The following is a 17,967-nucleotide window of genomic DNA, read 5'->3' as shown; positions in this document are numbered from 1 at the left end:
CACGGCGAATTGCGGTTCCGCCAGGGCGCTATGTGCCACAGGTGGTGCAAACATCTGTCGGGCCCCCCGCATCAGCACCCCCCGCATCAGCACCTCCGCACGACCGCCCCGTGCCGCCGACCGGTCCGGGGCCGTACGTCCACCACGATGGTCCGAGGAGAGAATGACGTATGACCGAGGCAGCGACTCGGCGCACACCGGGCACGCCCTGCTGGACGAGTCTGATGGTGCACAGCCTTGCCGCGACACAGGACTTCTACCACTCGCTGTTCGGCTGGGAGTTCACACCGGGCCCCCAGCAGCTCGGCGCGTATGTCCGCGCGGTCCAGGGCGGCCGACCGGTCGCCGGGTTGAGCGAGCTGCCTCCGGAACGCCATCTGCCCGTGGCCTGGATGACCTATCTGGCCTCCGACGACGCCGATGAGACCGCCGAGATGATCCGCGCGTGCGGCGGCACCGTGGCGGTGGGCCCGCTGGACGCCGACGAGGCGGGCCGGATGCTGATCGCCGCCGACCCCGAGGGCGCGGTGTTCGGGGTGTGGCAGGAGTGCACGTACGCGGCGGCGGAGCCCGGGGCACCGGGCACCCCGGTCTGGCACGAGCTGCTGGCCCGTGACGGCACCGGGGTGCTGAAGTTCTACAAGATGGTCTTCGGCTACCAGGCGGAGCCGGCGGCCCCGGAGGAGCCGGGCTGCCGCACGCTGCACCTGGACGGGCTGCCGGTCTGCGCGATCCAGAGCGTGGGCGGCGCCCTGCCGCGCGACCGGGGCCCGTACTGGATGACCCACTTCGCGGTGGACGATGTGGACGAGACGGTGCGCCGGGTGACCGCGCTGGGCGGTCAGGTGGTGCGGCCGCCGTCACGGGGGGCGAGCGGCCATCGGGCCATGGTGCGGGACCCGGAGGGGGCGGCCTTCACCGTCGTACGACGCACGGAGGGATGAGCCGGGCGCCGGAGCTGGGGCCGGGGCCGGGCGCCGGGGGCCCTGAGCCGTGCGACGGGCTGGGGCCGGGGACCGGGCCCCTGAGCCGGGCGACGGCCGGAGGGCCGGGGACGGAGGGCCGGGGGACGGAGGGCCGGGCCGCGGGAGGACGCCGTCAGTCGACGGGCAGCACATCCGGTGACAGGGCGGCGGCGCGCGCCCGGGCGGCCGTCATCCGGCGCCGGTGGTGGCGTCGGCACAGCACCTCGTAACCGACCTCGTTCCCCGGCCGGTTGACGTCGCCCACGACCACCTGGGCGCCCTCGACGACCATCTGGCCGCCGACCGTACGGGCGTTGTGCGTCGCCCGGGCGCCGCACCAGCACAACGCCTCCACCTGAAGCACCTCCACCCGGTCGGCGAGCTCCACCAGGCGCTGGGAGCCGGGGAAGAGCTTGCTGCGGAAGTCGGTGGTGATGCCGAAGGCGAAGACGTCCACCTCCAGGTCGTCCACCACCCGGGCGAGTTGGTCGATCTGCGCCGGGGTCAGGAACTGCGCCTCGTCGGCTATGACGTAGTCGACCCGGCCCCCGGCGGTCACCGCCCGGACCACATGGGTGTAGAAGTCGAGGTCGTCGGCGACCTCGATCGCCTTGGTGGCCAGCCCGAGCCGCGAGGAGAGCTTGCCCTCGCCCTCCCGGTCGTCCCGGGTGTAGATCATCCCCTGGAGCCCGCGCGCCGAGCGGTTGTGCTGGATCTGAAGAGCGAGGGTGCTCTTTCCGCAGTCCATCGTTCCGGAAAAGAACACCAGCTCGGGCATGAGGAAGCGGGGCCTTTCGTAGGGCGGGGGCAACCGGGGCGGGAGTAAATGGGGGCGGGCGTGAACGGGGGCGCTCAGGAGCGTACTTCGAGAAGCGGCACCAGCTGCTCCAGGGGGGTCATCGAACCGTGCAGCCCGACCATGGCGGACTCCTTCGGCTCGGTGTGCGAGGCGACGATCGCTACGTCGTCACGCGCGGCGGCCACGATGTCGCCGATCCGCCGGTACACCCGGTCGTCGACGCCCTTACCGCCGCCATCGGCGCCGCCGGGCCCGCCGAACCAGCCCGCCTCGATGGCCTCGTCACGGCCCGCCACCCACATCCGCTCCCCCAGCACTTCGCGCCAGACGGCCAGCACATCGCCGGCGGCGCCGGGGACGGCGTACACATGGCGGGCGCGGCCCTCGCCGCCCAGCAGCGAGACGCCCGCGCGCAGCTCCCAGTCCTCGTCGAAGTCGATGCGCGACTCCGGGTCGAACGGGATGTCGATCATGCCGTGGTCGGCGGTGACATAGAGCGCCGAGCGGGGCGGAAGGCTCTCGGCGAGCCGTTGGGCGAGCCCGTCGACATAGCGGAGCTGCTCGCGCCACTCGGGCGAGTCCACGCCGAAGCGGTGCCCTTTGCCGTCCACCTCGCTGTAGTACGTGTAGACGAGCGAGCGGCCCGCGGCGGCGAGCTGCTCGGCCGCGAGGTCCATCCGCTCCTCGCCGGTGAGCCGCCCGTGGAAGGTGCCGCCGCTGAGCGCGACCTTGGTGAGCGGGGTCTCGGCGAAGGTCGGCGCGGAGACCTGGCAGGTGTGCACGCCCGCCGCGTCCGCGAGCTGGAAGACGGTCGGATACGGCTGCCAGGCGTGCGGCTCCGTCCAGGGCTGCCAGCGCAGCTGGTTCATCAGCTGGCCGGTGTCCGGGTCCCGCACCGTGTAGCCGGGCAGGCCGTGGGCGCCGGGCGGCAGTCCGGTGCCCACCGAGGCGAGCGAGGTCGCGGTGGTGGACGGGAAGCCCGCGGTGAGCGGCTCCCCCAAACCGTTCAGCGAACTGGGCAGCAGCGAGGTCAGAAAGGGCGCCTCGGCGGGGTGGGCGCGCAGCAGCTCCCAGCCGAGGCCGTCCACCAGGAAGACGCAGACGCGGTCGGCGGGGGCGAGCACCAGATCGGAGGAGAGCCCCGGGACCTCCTGGCCCGCGGCCACGGCGGGCAGCAGATCGGCGAGCGAGCCCGTGCCGTACCGCGGCAGGGGGGCGGAACGGGGGTCGAGCGGGGTGGGCTCGGGCCAGAAGGAGGCGGTGGAGGGCAGCGGGCCGGTGGCGGGGCCGGACATCAGCGGCCGGTGTCCGGGGTGGCCGCGGTGGCCTCGGAGAGCGCCTGGGCGAAGGCGAGGGTCTGACGGACGGTGTCCGGGCCGTCCCCCGCCTCGCTGACGCGCAGGCTGAGGTCGTCGGCGGTGGAGGAGCCGGTGTAGCCGTGGTCGGCCTCGCAGTTGGGGTCGCCGCAGGCGGCGGGCTCCAGGTCCAGGCGGCTGACGGCGCCCCAGCCGATGGTCAGCACGACCTCGCGGGGCAGCGTGCCCGGGGTGTACGACTCGGGGTTGGCAACGACGCGGCTGAGCACGACCGAGGAGATCCGCTGGAGCTTCACGGACTCGGTGGAGGTGGTGGCGTACGGCGACGGGGAGGTGCCGTCCGCGGCCTGCTCGTCGGTGTGGCTGACGATGAAGCGGTTGTCCGTGAGGACGAGGACCGTCACATGGCGGCGGACCTCGTTGGCGTCGAAGGTGGTCTCCTGGTGGACCAGGTACGACACGATGGGCTCGCCGCCTACGGCGGCCTCCACCGCCTCGGCCACGAGTGCCGGGTAATAGCCGCTGCGCTCGATCGCCGCGCGCAGCCCCTGGGTCGTCGTACCGGTCTTCGCCATGTGCACCATCCTACGGGGCGACGCCGACACGGGCGCCCGTGCCCGTCGAGGCTCGGACGACTCCCGCCAAGGTTCGGACGACCGCGCGCCAAGGTTCGGACGACTCGGCGGATGACTCCGCGGTCGGCTCAGCGGACGGCTCAGTAGGCGGGCATGTGGCGGGGGCCGAGGTCGGTGCGCGGGGGCGGCGGGGCGAGCCGCGCCGAGGCGCCGAGCACGGACAGGCCCTGCTGGGCGACGACGACGGGTTCGAGGTCGACGGCGACCATCTCGGGGTGGTCGTCCACCAGGCGGGACACCCTCAGCAACAGCTCCTCGAGGGCCGCGGTGTCCACCGGCTTGGAGCCGCGCCAGCCGAACAGCAGCGGCGCGGTCCGGATGGACCGGATCAGCTCGGCGGCGTCCTGGCCGGTGACGGGGACGAGGCCGTGGGCGGTGTCGCCGAGCAGTTCGGACGGGGCACCGGCGAGCCCGAAGGAGAGCACGGCCCCGGCGGCGGGGTCGATGGCGGCCCGTACGACGGTGTCCACGCCGCGCGGTGCCATCCGCTGCACGACCAGCCCCAGCTCCTCGGGGCGGCCCAGGTAGTCGGTCAACTCGGCGTAGGCCCTGCGCAGTTCCGCCTCGCCGCCCAGCTCCAGCCGCACCCCGCCCAGGTCGGCGCGGTGGCGCAGATGGGAGGCGGTGGGCTTGAGCGCGACCGGGAAGCCGAGCCGCTCGGCGGCCCTTACGGCGGCGTCGGGGTCGGGCGCGGGGAGGGCGGGCAGCACGCTGACGCCGTAGCGGGCCAGCAGGCGCTGGGTGTCGGCGGCGGACAGCTCGACGCCGGGGCCCGTGCCCTCGCCGGTGCCGGCTCCTGTGCCGTCGCCGACCCTGCCGTCGGCCGGGGCGAGCAGCACCTGGATGTCGGCGGCGGCGCCCGCCTCGTCGATGTCGTCGTACTCCGGGACCCGGCCTGGCTCGGCGGCCTCCTCCCGCCAGCGCGCGTACCGCACGGCCTCGGCGAGCGCCCGCACGGCCCGCTCGGCGGCGGGGTAGGCGGGGATCCGGCGGGTGCCGGGGGCGGGCTCGCCGCCGGTGCCGGCCAGGGCCTGCGCGAGCTCCTGGATCTCCAGGTGGACCACCGCCACCGGTTTGGCCGGACCGGGCCCGGGAGCCTGCGCCGCCTCCCTTACGGCCGCTGCGAGGGCCTGAGCGCTGCCGTCGCCGACCCACGGGATGGCGGTGACGACGACGGCGTCGCAGGTGTCGTCGGCGAGGGCCTCGGTCAGGGCGCGCCGGAAGTCGTCCGGGGTGGCGTCGGTGGTCAGGTCGCGGGGCGGCAGCGGACGGAGTTCCTCGGTGAGGCAGGCGTCGTAGGTGATCAGGCCGAGCGACTCGGAGTTGCCGAGGATGGCGACGCGCGGACCGGCGGGCAGCGGCTGGGAGGCGAGCAGCACCCCGGTGTCGGCGAGTTCGGTCACGGTGTCGACCCGGATGACGCCGGCCTGCCGCAGCAGATCGGAGACGGTGGCGTCCGGGATCCGGGTGGTGGGTACGGCGTGGCCGGTGGGGGCGCTGCCGGTGTGGCGGGCGCCCTTGACGACGACCACCGGTTTGACGGCCGCGGTGCGCCTGGCGAGCCGGGTGAACTTGCGGGGGTTGCCGATCGACTCCAGGTACATCAGGACGACGTCGGTCAGCGGATCGTCGTACCAGTACTGGAGCAGGTCGTTGCCCGAGACGTCGGCGCGGTTCCCGGCGGACACGAAGGTCGATATCCCGGCGATCCCGGCGAGGCTCGCCAGCCCGGCGCCGCGCCGGTTCAGCCCGGACAGCAGCGCGATGCCGATCGCCCCGGACTGGGTGAACAGCCCCAGCCGGCCGGGGTTGGGCAGCTGCGGGGACAGGGAGGCGTTCAGCCGGACCCCGTCGGCGGTGTTGATGACGCCGAAGGCGTTGGGGCCGATGACGCGCATGCCGTAGGACCGCGCCTGGCGTACGAGGTCCCGCTGCCGGTCGCGGCCCTCGCCCCCGCTCTCGGCGTATCCGGCGGAGAGCACGACGAGCCCCTGGACGCCGTGGTCGCCGCATTCGGCCACGACGGCGGGCACCCGCTCGGCGGGGACGGCGACGACGGCCAGGTCCACGGGCTCCTCTATGGCGCGCAGCGAGCGATGAGCCGGGACGCCCTCGGGCTCCAGGCGCGCCATGTCGTCGGGGAAGGCGTGGTTGACGGCGTGGACGCGCCCGGTGAAACCGGCGTCCAGGAGGTTGCGCAGCACGGTGCGGCCGACGCCGCCGGGTGTGCGGCTGGTGCCGATGACGGCCACGGAGCCGGGCGAGAGCAGCCGCTGGACGGACCGGGCCTCGGCACGCTGCTCACGGGCGCGCATGACGGCCAGGGAGCGGTCGGTGGGTTCGAGGTCGAACTCGAGGCGGACGACCCCGTCCTCGAAGCTGCGCTTCTGGGTGTAGCCCGCGTCCGTGAACACCTTGATCATCTTGTTGTTGGCGGGCAGCACCTCGGCGGCGAACCGCCGGATGCCCCGCTCGCGTGCCACGGCGCCGATGTGTTCGAGGAGCGCGGAAGCCACCCCGCGGCCCTGGTGGGCGTCCTGGACGAGGAAGGCGACCTCAGCCTCGTCGGCGGGGGCCGCGGCTGGCATCCCCCGGCCGTCGATGCGGTCGTACCGAACGGTGGCGATGAACTCATCCCCCACTATGGCCGCCAGGCCCACCCGGTCGACGTAGTCGTGGTGAGTGAAGCGGTGGACATCGCGGTCGGAGAGACGGGGGTAGGGCGCGAAGAAGCGGTAGTACTTCGACTCGTCCGAGACCCGCTCGTAGAAGCTGACCAGCCGCTGGGCGTCATCGGTGGTGATGGGACGGATCTGTGCCGTACCGCCGTCCCGCAGCACCACGTCGGCTTCCCAGTGGGTCGGGTAGGCGTGATGGTCCGACGGGCTCCGCATGGGAGCCAGGGTACGGGCCCGCCCGGTCCGGATGGTGGACACCCTTGCGTCGGGCCCAAGTGTCGGGGGAAGGTCCGTATCGGGCCAGTCCGGGCATGGACGGGCTCACTCGGACATCGTTCGGGTGAATCCGGACACCGTATGATTTTGGTCTAGACAACAGCACCGTCACACCTGAAGGGCAACACCATGGCTGAGCGCCGCGTCACCATCGGCTGGGCCGAGGGCCTGCACGCCCGCCCTGCGTCGATCTTCGTCCGGGCGGCCACCGCCTCCGGCGTCCCCATCACGATCGCCAAGGGCGACGGCACCCCGGTCAACGCCGCCTCCATGCTGGCCGTGCTCGGCCTGGGCGCCCAGGGCGGCGAGGAGGTCGTCCTCGCTTCCGACGCGGACGACGCCGAGGTCGCGCTCGACCGTCTGGCGAAGCTGGTGGCGGAGGGCCTCGAGGAGCTTCCCGAGACCGTCTGACCCCGGGCGGGCCCTGTCTGGAATTCCGGGGTGACTCCCGGGTGATTTCAGGGATTCGGCACGGCGGGGCCGCGGTGGCCTTAATAGCCACCGCGGCCCCGCCGTTTTTCTGTTTCCGCACAGAGAATTCCCAAGGAGCCCAAGATGCGCAAGGAACGCAAGGAGCCCAAGGAGTTGTATACGGGAGCTCTGTTAATTCCGGCCGCTCGCCGTGTTGACGGAATGTTTCGAAGTCCTCACCGGAATCGGGCGGCGCAGCCGGTATTCCGACAGCGCGCGCTCGGTGTGCACCGTGGCGAGCGCCCGCGCGCGGTCGGCGTCGCCGCGCGCCACCGCGTCCACCAGCGCGCCGTGCTCCGCCCAGGACTCCACGGCCCGCCCGGCCGGGTCGGGGCGCGCGGCGCCCTCGGGGGGCACGGGCCGCGGCCCGGGAGCGGCCGCGTACACCCACGCGGTCTTACGGCGCAGCTGGACGAGGAGCGCGGCCAGGCTCGGGCTGCCGGACGCCTGGGCGAGCGTCTCGTGGAACCAGTCGCCCAGCGGCCGCAGTTCGCCGAGCTGACCGCCCCGGGCCCGTTCCCGGCCGAGCCGGACCAGTCCGCGCAGCACCTTCAGATGGGCCTCGGTGCGGCGCTGTGCGGCCCGCGCGGCGCCCAGCGGCTCCAGCAGCGCGCGGATGTCCAGCAGATCGGCCGCCTCGCGCTCGGAGGGCTGGGCGACACAGGCGCCCGCGTGCCGCCGGGTCGTCACGAAGCCCTCGGACTCCAGGGTGCGCAGGGCCTCGCGGACCGGCACCCGGGAGACGCCGTAGCGCCGGGCGAGCAGTTCCTCGGTGAGGCGGCTGCCGGGCTGATACGCGCCGGAGACGATGTCGTCGCGAATCGCCGCGCAGACCGCGTGTGCCGAAATCCGGCGACCGCCCTGGACCGCGTTCGTATCCCCGCTCACTTACGGTCCCGCATTGTCGAACCTCCGCCTTAACGCCCGCGAAACGCGGCCATGGAATGCGCGTTGAACGACTCTATTCCACGCGGCCGCCATTTCCGATGGCTGGAAGCATTTCATGGCTATTTTTTGGTCAGGCGGGCGGTGGCACGCCGAAGGCCCCGTCCGGCGGACGGGGCCTTCTGGAAGTCTCGCGGGGTCTCGGGATCCCGGGATCGGGGACCGCGCGGCGTTCGCGTCGGACGCGCTGCGGGTCAGACGTTGACGCCGTGGTTGCGCAGGTACGACAGCGGGTCCATGTCCGAGCCGTAGTCCGGGCTGGTGCGGGCCTCGAAGTGCAGATGCGGTCCGGTGACGTTGCCGGTGGCGCCCGACAGGCCGATCTGCTGGCCGGGGGTGACCTTCTGGCCGACCGAGACGCTGATCGACGACAGGTGGCCGTACTGGGTGTACGTGCCGTCGTTCATCTTGATGACGACGTTGTTGCCGTAGGAGCCGCCCCAGCCCGCCTCGACGATCTCGCCCATGCCCACGGAGTGCACCGCGGTGCCGGTGGAGGCGTGGAAGTCGATGCCGGTGTGGCTGCCGGAGGACCACAGCCCGCTGGACGCCTGGTAGCCGGTGGAGACGTAGGAGCCGCTGATGGGCGACACGAAGGTGTTGAGGCGCTTGCGCTCGGCCTCGCGCGCCGCGCGCTCCTTGGCCTCGCGCTCGGCCTTGGCCTTCTTCGCCGCGGCCTCCGCCTTTCTGGCGGCCTCCTGGCGGGCGATCGCCTCTGCCTTGGCCTTGGCGGCGGCCTGCTCGGCGGCGCTCTCCTGGGACTGCGCCTGGGCCTCGATGTGGTCCGCGATCCCGTCACCGATCACGATCGCCTGGGTCAGACCGGTCTGCTGGGGATCGGGGCCCCCGTCGGCCGCGAACGCCTGACCGGTGATCCCGGCGACCACACCCGAGGCGACGGTCGTGATGCCCACGACGTTCGCGCTCGTGCGGATGTTGACCTTGGTGGTGCGGCGGTGCTTCCCGGTGGCAGTGCGGGTGGACGCCATACTGAGGCGCACTCCTTTCCTTCCTTCTCGCCTACCGGGTTAGCTGACGGGTTCGGAGCAGGAAGGTCTCCTACGGACCCCTCCCCCGGCCGGGGAAGGCGCCCGATTCACCCCTGGGGACGTGTTGGGTCCCCGGCTCCCCTGGCTTGCGCCGTACGGGGACTCGGCGATGACTGTCCGGTGCCGCGGGTGCGGCGGGTCGCTGGCGAACAGCCGGACTGACGCTAAACGGGCCCGCTTTCGATCACCAAACGGTTCCGGTTTTTTGTTGCTCTCCCCACAAACCAAACAAGCAGTCAATCCCATAAATCGGGCATGTCGGAAGGACCCCGGCGCCCTTACGGGGCCGGGGCCCTTCCGCTGTCGGCTCATGGACCGGACGCCCGCCGGAACCGTCTGGCGGACCGTCAGCGAGCCGCCCGGACCGGCGATTCCGCGCACGGATCCGGCCAACTCTCCTCGGCTCAGTTGGAGATGACCCGCACTTCACCGATGCCCAGCGCGCGGACCGGCTCCTCGATCGCCGAGGCGTCCCCGACCAGCACCGTGACCAGCCGGTCCGCCGGGAAGGCGCTCACCACCGCGGCGGTGGCCTCCACCGTGCCGGTCTCCGCCAGACGGGCGTACAGCTGCGCCTGGAAGTCGTCCGGAAGATGCTGCTCGACCTGGTCGGCCAGGGTGTTCGCGACGGACGCCGCCGTCTCGTACTTCAGCGGGGCGACGCCCACCAGGTTCTGCACCGCGACATCGCGCTCGTCGTCGGTCAGCCCCTCCTCCTTCAGCGTGCGCAGCACCTTCCAGAGGTCGTCCAGCGCGGGGCCGGTGACCTCGGTGGCCACCGAGCCGCTGATCGCCAGCATCGAGGCGCCCGAGGAGCCGCCCGCGGGCGACGGGGGCCCGGAGCGCAGCACCTGGCCGAAGGCGCGCACCCCGTAGGTGTAGCCCTTCTCCTCGCGCAGCACGCGGTCGAGGCGGGAGGTGAGGGTGCCGCCCAGGCAGTACGTGCCGAGCACCTGCGCGGGCCAGACCCGGTCGTGACGGTCGGCGCCCACCCGCCCGATGAGCAGCTGGGTCTGCACCGCGCCCGGCCGGTCGACGATCACCACACGGCCGGTGTCGTCCGCGACGATCGGGGGAGCCGTGCGCGGCGCGCCCGCCCCGCCCGTCCAGGCGCCGAGGGTGTCGGCGAGCGCCCGGTCCAGGTCGACGCCGCCGAGGTCGCCCACGACGACGGCGGTGGCGGTGGAGGGGCGGAGATGTGCCTCGTAGAAGGCCCGCACGGCCGCGGCGTCGATGCCCTCGATGGTCTCCTGGGTGCCCTGGCGCGGCCGGGACATCCGCGACTCGGCCGGGAAGAGCTCCGCCGAGAGGGCCATGGAGGCGCGGCGGGCCGGGTTGGCCAGCTCATGGGGGATCTCGTCCAGCCGGTTGCGCACCAGCCGCTCGACCTCGCCGTCCGGGAAGGCGGGGGCGCGCAGCGCGTCGGCCAGCAGGCCGAGCGCCTTGGGCAGCCGGGAGGCCGGGACCTCCAGGGAGACGCGGACGCCGGCGTGGTCGGCGTGGGCGTCCAGCGTGGCACCGCAGCGCTCGAGCTCGGCGGCGAACTCCTCGGCGTCGTGCTTGTCGGTGCCCTCCGACAGGGCGCGCGCCATGATCGTGGCGACGCCTTCGAGCCCGGCCGGCTCGGCGTCCAGCGGCGCCTCCAGGTTGATCTCGACGGCGACGACCTGCTGGCCGGGGCGGTGGCAGCGCAGCACGGTGAGGCCATTGGGCAGCTCACCGCGCTCGGGGGCGGGGAACGCCCACGGCCTGGGGGCGCCGCCCTTGGGCTGCGGGTGGAAGGTCATGGTCGCGGTGACGGCGTCGCTCACTGGGCCGCCTCCCCTTCTGCGTCGGTCTCGGCGGCTTCGGCGGTGTCTGCTGCGTCGTCGGCGCCCTGGACGGGCTCGTAGACCAGCACGGCGCGGTTGTCGGGGCGCAGCCGCGCCGCGGCCACGGCCCGCACCTCCTCGGGGCTGATGTCGAGCACCCGCTCCACGGCGGTCAGCGCCAGCTGCGGGTCGCCGAAGAGCACCGCGTAACGGCAGAGCTCGTCGGCCCGACCGCCGACCGTGGCCAGCCGGTCCAGCCACTCGCGCTCGATCTGCGCCTGGGCGCGCTCCATCTCCTGCGGGGTCGGCCCCTCCTCGGCGAAGCGGGCCAGCTCCTCGTCGACGGCGGTCTCGATGGCGGGCACCTCGACCCCGCCTGAGGTCTTCACGTCCAGCCAGCCCAGCGAGGGGGCGCCCGACAGCCGCAGCAGGCCGAACCCGGCGGCCACGGCGGTGCGGTCGCGGCGCACCAGGCGGTTGTGGAGCCGGGAGGACTCGCCGCCGCCGAGGACGGTCAGCGCCAGGTCGGCGGCGTCGGCCTCACGGGTGCCGTCGTGCGGCAGCCGGTAGGCGGCCATCAGGGCGCGGGCCGGGACCTCCTCCTCCACGACCTCGCGCAGCTGACCGCCGATCACCTCCGGGAGCGTGCCGTCGCGGGGCGGCCGCTTGCCCTCGTGGAAGGGGATGGAGCCGAAGTACTTCTCGATCCAGGCGAGCGTCTGCTCGGGGTCGATGTCGCCGACGATCGACAGCACGGCGTTGTTGGGGGCGTAGTAGGTGCGGAAGAACTCCCGCGCGTCCTCCAGGGAGGCCGCGTCCAGGTCGGCCATGGAGCCGATCGGGGTGTGGTGGTACGGGTGGCCCTCGGGGTACGCCATGGCGACGAGCTTCTCGAAGGCGGTGCCGTACGGGACGTTGTCGTACCGCTGGCGGCGCTCGTTCTTGACGACGTCGCGCTGGTTCTCCAGGCTCTCCTCGTCCAGCGCGGTCAGGAGGGACCCCATCCGGTCGGCCTCCAGCCACAGGGCGAGCTCGACCTGGTGGGCGGGCATGGTCTCGAAGTAGTTGGTGCGCTCGAAGCTGGTCGTGCCGTTGAGCGAGCCGCCGGCCCCCTGCACCAGCTCGAAGTGGCCGTTGCCGGTGACCTGCGCCGAGCCCTGGAACATCAGGTGCTCGAAGAGGTGCGCCAGGCCGGTGCGCCCCTTGACCTCATGGCGCGAGCCGACGTCGTACCACAGACAGACCGCGGCGACCGGGGTCAGATGGTCCTCGGAGAGCACCACGCGCAGGCCATTGGCCAGGCGGTGCTCAGTCGCTTTCAAGCCGCCGGAGCCGGCCTGCTGCGTGGCCGTGTGACCCATGGGCATGTACGTCCCTTCGATCGCGTGATGGAGCGCGTGCCAGCCGCTTGCGCAGCGCTTCTGTCACTGTATGCAAGGGGACGGACATCTGGCGAAGTTCCGGTCCACTCCCGTCCCGCCGAGCTGTCCCGAACCGTTTCGGCGGGCCCTCCGGCGCCGGATCCGGACCCCTTCGAGGGGGCTTCGTACGGTGCCGCCGGGCACGGTTCCGGGGCCCGCCCCGGCCGCGAGCGCCCCGGGCCGTTCCACACTTGTCGGTGGACCGGGCCACAATGGTCCGCGTCAGATCCCGCATCGGCAGTTGAAGGAGCCCCAAGCGCGATGGCCCGCCGCCGCACGAAGACCCCGCCGCCGGACGACTTCGAGGAGCGCATCCTCGACATCGACGTCGTCGACGAGATGCAGGGCTCCTACCTCGAGTACGCCTATTCGGTCATCTACTCGCGCGCGCTGCCCGACGCACGAGACGGGCTCAAGCCCGTACACCGCCGCATCCTCTACCAGATGAACGACATGGGCCTGCGCCCCGAGCGCTCCTATGTGAAGTGCGCCCGCGTCGTCGGCGAGGTGATGGGAAAGCTCCACCCGCACGGCGACGCGTCGATCTACGACGCGCTGGTGCGCATGGCGCAGCCGTTCTCCATGCGCCTGCCGATGGTCGACGGCCACGGGAACTTCGGCTCGCTGGGCAATGACGACCCGCCGGCCGCGATGCGGTACACCGAGTGCCGGATGGCGTCGGCGACCTCGCTGATGACCGAGTCGATCGACGAGGACACGGTCGACTTCTCCCCGAACTACGACGGCAGTGAGCAGGAGCCGGTCACCCTCCCCGCCGCCTATCCGAACCTGCTGGTCAACGGCACGTCCGGGATCGCGGTCGGCATGGCCACCAATATGCCGCCGCACAACCTGGGCGAGGTCATCGCCGCCGCCCGCCATCTGATCAGGCACCCGGGCGCGGACCTCGACACGCTGATGCGGCATGTGCCGGGGCCCGACCTGCCCACCGGCGGCCGGATCGTGGGCATGAGCGGCATCCGGGACGCGTACGAGACGGGCCGCGGCACCTTCAAGATCCGCGCCACGGTGGCCGTGGAGGACGTGACGGCCCGCCGTAAGGGCCTCGTCGTCACCGAGCTCCCCTTCGCGGTGGGGCCCGAGAAGGTCATCTCCAAGATCAAGGACCTGGTCGGCGCGAAGAGGCTCCAGGGCATCGCGGACGTCAAGGACCTCACCGACCGTGAGCACGGGCTGCGGCTGGTCATCGAGATCAAGAACGGCTTCAACCCCGAGGCCGTGCTGGAGCAGCTCTACAAGCTCACGCCGATGGAGGAGTCCTTCGGCATCAACAACGTGGCGCTGGTGGACGGCCAGCCGCTCACGCTGGGCCTGAAGGAGCTGCTGGAGGTCTACCTCGACCACCGCTTCGACGTGGTCCGGCGGCGCAGCGAGTTCCGGCGCACCAAGCGGCGGAACCGGCTGCACCTGGTCGAGGGTCTGCTGGTGGCCCTGCTCGACATCGACGAGGTCATCCGCCTCATCCGGCAGAGCGAGAACGCGGCGGAGGCCAAGCGGTCCCTCATCGAGCGCTTCGGCCTCTCCGACGTCCAGACGCAGTACATCCTGGACACCCCGCTGCGCCGGCTGACCAAGTTCGACCGGCTGGAGCTGGAGTCGGAGCGCGACCGGCTCAACGCCGAGATCGAGGAGCTGACCCGGATCCTCGACTCCGACGCCGAGCTGCGCAAGCTGGTCTCCTCCGAACTGGCCGCGGTGGCCAAGAAGTTCGGCACCCCGCGCCGCACGGTGCTGCTGGAGTCGTCGAACGCGCCGGTGACCGCGGTGCCGCTGGAGGTCGCGGACGACCCCTGCCGGGTGCTGCTGTCCTCCACCGGGCTGCTGGCCCGTACCGCCAACGGCGAGCCGTTCCCGGTCGAGGGGAAGGCCAAGCGCGCCAAGCACGATGTGATCGTCTCCGCGGTCCCGGCCACGGCCCGCGGCTCGGTGGGGGCGGTGACCTCCGCCGGGCGGCTGCTGCGGCTCTCGGTGATCGACCTCCCGATCCTCCCGGAGTCGGCCGCACCCCCGAATCTGTCTGGCGGGGCGCCCATCGCCGAGTTCCTCTCGCTGGAGGACGACGAGGAGCTGATCTGCCTCACCACCCTGGACGAGTCCTCACCGGGGCTCGCGATCGGCACGGAGCAGGGCGTCGTCAAGCGCGTGGTCCCCGACTACCCCGCCAACAAGGACGAGTTGGAGGTCATCGGCCTCAAGGAGGGCGACCGGATCGTGGGCGCGGTGGAGCTGTCCACCGGCGAGGAAGACCTGGTCTTCATCACCGACGACGCCCAGTTGCTGCGCTACGCGGCCGGCCAGGTGCGGCCACAGGGCCGCGCCGCGGGCGGTATGGCGGGCATCAAGCTCACCTCCGGCGCCAAGGTGATCTCGTTCACGGCCGTCGACCCGGCGAGCGACGCGGTGGTCTTCACGGTCGCGGGCGCGAGCGGCACCCTCGACGACTCGGTGCAGCAGTCGGCCAAGCTCACCCCCTTCGACCAGTACCCGCGCAAGGGCCGGGCCACGGGCGGGGTGCGCTGTCAGCGGTTCCTGAAGGGCGAGGACTGCCTGGTCATGGCCTGGGCGGGCACGGTCCCGGCCCGCGCGGCGGGGCCGAACGGCTCCCCGGCGGCCCTGCCGGAGATCGACCCGCGCCGCGACGGCTCGGGCGAGCCACTCGCCAAGCCGGTGACGGTGGTGGCCGGACCGGTGTAGCCCGGACGGGCGAGCCTGGCAGACGGACGGACGGGCCTGGCCGGACGGACGGGCCTGGCCGGACGGACGGGCCTGGCAGACGGACAGGCGGACAGGCGGGCGGACGGACCCCCTGGCCGGACAGGCGGGCCTGGCCGGACGGGCCAGGGCTGGCCCGGCTGAGCCGGGGCTGGCCTGCGGCGAGCCGGGTCTGGCCCGGACTAGCAGCGTCTGGCCCACGGCGAGCCAGGTCCGATCCGGACGAGCAGGGTCTGGCCCACGGCGAGCAGAGTCCGATCCGGCGAGCAGCGTCTGGGCCGGGCGAGCAGGGTCTGGCGCGCGGCGAACCAGGTCCGATCCGGACGAGCAGCGTCTGGGCCACGGCGAGCAGAGTCCGATCCGGACGAGCAGCGTCTGGTCCACGGCGAACCAGGTCCGATCCGGCGAGCAGCGTCTGGGCCGGGCGAGCAGGGTCTGGCGCGCGGCGAACCAGGTCCGGCCCGGACTAGCAGCGTCTGGCCCACGGCGAGCCAGGTCCGGCCCGCAGCGGGCAGAGTCCGATCCGAGCCGGGTCCGATCCGGCCTGGCCCGCGGCGAGCCGGGCCCAGCCCGGGCGAGCAGGACGAGCGCGGAGGGGCGCGGCACCGCGAGGGTGCCGCGCCCCTCGCCGTTCCGGGTCCCCCGCCGTTCCGGGTCCCCCGCCGTTCCGGGGCCTCTCGCCGCTCCCGAGCCCCGCCGCTCACGGGCATCGCGCCGTTTCTTGGCATCGCGCCGCTCACGCCCTCGGCCCCGTCCGCACACGGCCCGCCCCGCTCCCCGACCGGCGGCACGGCCCGCCGGGGCCCGGCATGACCCGATGTGACGGCTACCCCGGTCCCACCACCCAGCAAGGCCCCTCGCCGCGGTGCCGCAGGGGCCCGAGTACGCCCGCCCGGCCCAGGACGGGGCGGTCCTCCGCCGTGCGGGCGACCGCACCAGGCTCCCCCGGCTGCCGCCGGGAGAAGCCCCCTCTTCGCGGCCGGGCGCCACGGTGAAGCTGGCCCCGGACAGCCGACGCGGCCACGGCAAACGATTCAGTGGCCGCTCAGTGGCCGCTGCCGTTGCGCCGGGCGCGCATCTGCCGGAGGGCGAGGCGCGCGCCGTCGTGGCCGCGGTCGGCCGCCCGCTGGAAGTGCCGCTCCGTCCTCACCCAGCTCGCCGCGGTCCAGGTGGACGGTGCCGAGCACCACCATGGCCGAGAGATCCCCCGTCCCGGCGGCCTTACCGAGCCAGTGGACCGCCTCGGCGTACGCGCCCCGCTGCCCCAGCCCGATGCCGTAGACGGTCATCCCCCGCGGATCACCGGCCTCGGCCGCCTTACGGGCGAGCGATTCGGGAATCGGCCGCCCCTCGTCGTAGGCCGCCCTCACCATGGCCCTCAGCCCGGGATCCAGCGAGTGCGCCCCGCGTCTCCCCCGACGGCTGCGCCACCGCGCCCATAAGCCACCCATATCCGCCCCCTCCACCCCCTCCGCCCCCTGGGTGCCATTTTCCCGCCTGCTCCCACCCCACGGAACGGCGAGTACGCGGCGGAATACGGACCGCCGCGCTCCGCCGCCTGGCCGATGAGGCGCCGTTCGGCTCCGGTCGTTCGTCGCCCAACTTCCGGTCTCCACCACGGCTCCGGCGCGAACGCAAGACCCGGGGAGCGCTCTCGATCAAGAGAGGTTAGGCTTACCTTCGTGAGCACGTGCGCGACCGCCTCCCGCGACCTGTCCGAGCCGCTCGCCGGGACGGCGGCCACCGCCTCCACCTGGCTGCTGGTGGAACAGCCCGGGCCCTGGGGCACCGAGGCCCTCACCGCCAGCCGCCTCGACCCGGCCGTGGGGCGCGCCCTGGAGCGCGCCGCCGAGGGCACCGGCGTACGGGTCGCGCTGATCCGCCGCCCCGGCCGCCACGCCGATCTGCACACCGGCGCCAGGCACCGGGTGTTCGTGGCCCACACCCGGCCCGGCCACCCCTGGATCCGCACCACCGCCCTGGACGATCCGGCACGGCTGCTCGGCCTGGACTTCACCGCACTGGGCGCGGGCGACCCCGGCGGGCTCACCCTGCGACCCCACGCGCCCCACGAACTCCACGAGCCCCACAGCCCCGCCGCTGATCCCGCCGCCTGGGAGGAGTACACCGGCGACCCGCTGGTGCTGGTGTGCACCAACGGCAAGCGCGACCGCTGCTGCGCCCTCCTCGGCCGCCCACTGGCCGGTGAGCTGGCCGCCTCCGGGGTCCACAGCACCTGGGAGATCACCCATATCGGCGGCCATCGCTTCTCCCCCACCCTCGTCGTGCTGCCGCACGGCTACGCCTACGGCAGGGCCACCTCGCAGGGCGTCAAGGACGTCATCGAGGCGCTGCGGAACGGCCGGGTGGTCACCGACGGCTGCCGCGGCCGCTCCGCCTGGGAGCGCCCCGGCCAGGCGGCGGAGCTGGCCGTCCGCGAGCTGACCCGCGAGGACGGGGCCGACGCGCTGACCGTCGTACGGACCGAGGGCGGGGCCCCGGTCTGGTCCGTGACCGTCGAGCACCGCGACGGGCGGGCCTGGCGGGTGAGCGTCGCGCAGCTCGCCGCGGCGCCGCCGCGGCCGGAGAGCTGCGGCTTCCCCCTGGGCTCCCCGGCCCGGATGGAGGTTGTCGGAATCCGGACCGCCCGGCGGCCCGCACACGGCGTACGGGCGATGGCCGCCGGGCGCCTCTGACGCCCAGGCCCCGCTCTCGTAAGCCACGGCGCCCCTGACCGCCCAAGCCCGCCCCCGTAAGCCCGCACCCACCCCCGCGGCACCCCGGGACCGCCGCTCCCAGCCCCCTCCCCAGACCCCTCCGCGGACACCTCCCCAGATCCTGCCCCGGCCCCTCCCGCCCGCCCTTGGT

At 73.3% G+C, this 17,967-nt stretch carries 13 protein-coding genes and 1 riboswitch; of the genes, 4 read left to right on the top strand and 9 right to left on the bottom strand.

The genetic code is table 11. The features are described 5' to 3' along the window. The first annotated feature begins 170 nt into the window (after window positions 1–170). Complete coding sequence (locus tag ACJX2R_RS36845; RefSeq protein WP_413103604.1) at window positions 171–944, top strand: VOC family protein; 774 nt, start codon at window positions 171–173, stop codon at window positions 942–944. 154 nt (window positions 945–1,098) lie between these two features. On the opposite strand, the gene ACJX2R_RS36840 is transcribed toward ACJX2R_RS36845, so the two are convergent. The 4 genes from ACJX2R_RS36840 to ACJX2R_RS36825 form a co-directional block, all read right to left on the bottom strand. Continuing rightward, window positions 1,099–1,743 carry a thymidine kinase gene (locus tag ACJX2R_RS36840; RefSeq protein ID WP_262702790.1) on the bottom strand — a complete coding sequence of 215 codons (645 nt, stop codon included), beginning with the start codon at window positions 1,741–1,743 and terminating at the stop codon, window positions 1,099–1,101. 74 nt (window positions 1,744–1,817) lie between these two features. Further along, window positions 1,818–3,059: an alkaline phosphatase family protein gene (locus ACJX2R_RS36835; RefSeq protein ID WP_413103603.1), complete on the bottom strand. Its 1,242-nt coding sequence runs from the start codon at window positions 3,057–3,059 to the stop codon at window positions 1,818–1,820. Continuing rightward, entirely contained in the window at window positions 3,059–3,655 is a 597-nt protein-coding gene (locus ACJX2R_RS36830; protein ID WP_020867961.1) for a DUF5998 family protein, read from the bottom strand. Before ACJX2R_RS36830 ends, ACJX2R_RS36835 begins: the two co-directional genes overlap by 1 nt. A gap of 140 nt (window positions 3,656–3,795) precedes the next feature. Next, entirely contained in the window at window positions 3,796–6,609 is a 2,814-nt protein-coding gene (locus ACJX2R_RS36825) for a GNAT family N-acetyltransferase (protein WP_413103602.1), read from the bottom strand. Window positions 6,610–6,798: 189 nt separating this feature from the next. Here ACJX2R_RS36825 and ACJX2R_RS36820 point away from each other — a divergent pair, with 189 nt between their 5' ends. Further along, on the top strand, window positions 6,799–7,080 hold the full coding sequence (locus ACJX2R_RS36820; protein ID WP_137979878.1) for an HPr family phosphocarrier protein: 282 nt from the start codon (window positions 6,799–6,801) through the stop codon (window positions 7,078–7,080). A gap of 192 nt (window positions 7,081–7,272) precedes the next feature. On the opposite strand, the gene ACJX2R_RS36815 is transcribed toward ACJX2R_RS36820, so the two are convergent. From ACJX2R_RS36815 to ACJX2R_RS36800, 4 genes are all read right to left on the bottom strand, one after another. Next, window positions 7,273–8,028 carry a GntR family transcriptional regulator gene (locus tag ACJX2R_RS36815; protein WP_413103601.1) on the bottom strand — a complete coding sequence of 252 codons (756 nt, stop codon included), beginning with the start codon at window positions 8,026–8,028 and terminating at the stop codon, window positions 7,273–7,275. 251 nt (window positions 8,029–8,279) lie between these two features. Beyond that, window positions 8,280–9,074 carry a M23 family metallopeptidase gene (locus tag ACJX2R_RS36810; protein WP_413103600.1) on the bottom strand — a complete coding sequence of 265 codons (795 nt, stop codon included), beginning with the start codon at window positions 9,072–9,074 and terminating at the stop codon, window positions 8,280–8,282. A 14-nt stretch (window positions 9,075–9,088) separates the two neighbouring features. After that, window positions 9,089–9,253, bottom strand: a riboswitch (cyclic di-AMP (ydaO/yuaA leader). Window positions 9,254–9,538: 285 nt separating this feature from the next. After that, window positions 9,539–10,921 carry a M16 family metallopeptidase gene (locus ACJX2R_RS36805; protein WP_262702861.1) on the bottom strand — a complete coding sequence of 461 codons (1,383 nt, stop codon included), beginning with the start codon at window positions 10,919–10,921 and terminating at the stop codon, window positions 9,539–9,541. Between the two features lie 20 nt (window positions 10,922–10,941). Then, window positions 10,942–12,312 (bottom strand): M16 family metallopeptidase, encoded by a 1,371-nt coding sequence (locus ACJX2R_RS36800; RefSeq protein ID WP_413103599.1) that lies wholly within the window; start codon window positions 12,310–12,312, stop codon window positions 10,942–10,944. Window positions 12,313–12,627: 315 nt separating this feature from the next. On the opposite strand from ACJX2R_RS36800, the gene ACJX2R_RS36795 reads away from it, so the two are divergent. Continuing rightward, complete coding sequence (locus tag ACJX2R_RS36795; protein ID WP_413103598.1) at window positions 12,628–15,081, top strand: DNA gyrase/topoisomerase IV subunit A; 2,454 nt, start codon at window positions 12,628–12,630, stop codon at window positions 15,079–15,081. A gap of 1,052 nt (window positions 15,082–16,133) precedes the next feature. Here the strand turns inward: ACJX2R_RS36795 and ACJX2R_RS36790 are convergent. Continuing rightward, window positions 16,134–16,472, bottom strand: a complete 339-nt coding sequence (locus ACJX2R_RS36790; RefSeq protein ID WP_413103597.1) for a sel1 repeat family protein — start codon at window positions 16,470–16,472, stop codon at window positions 16,134–16,136. A 309-nt stretch (window positions 16,473–16,781) separates the two neighbouring features. Here ACJX2R_RS36790 and ACJX2R_RS36785 point away from each other — a divergent pair, with 309 nt between their 5' ends. Then, a complete protein-coding gene (locus ACJX2R_RS36785; protein WP_413103596.1) occupies window positions 16,782–17,795 on the top strand; it encodes a sucrase ferredoxin in 1,014 nt (337 codons plus the stop codon). Window positions 17,796–17,967: the final 172 nt, after the last annotated feature.

This window comes from Streptomyces sp. Inha503, from assembly GCF_047215865.1.
Taxonomy (GTDB): Bacteria; Actinomycetota; Actinomycetes; order Streptomycetales; family Streptomycetaceae; genus Streptomyces; species Streptomyces lycopersici.
The sequence above is the reverse complement of the archived record's forward strand: the minus strand, read 5'-3'. Positions and strand labels throughout refer to the sequence as shown.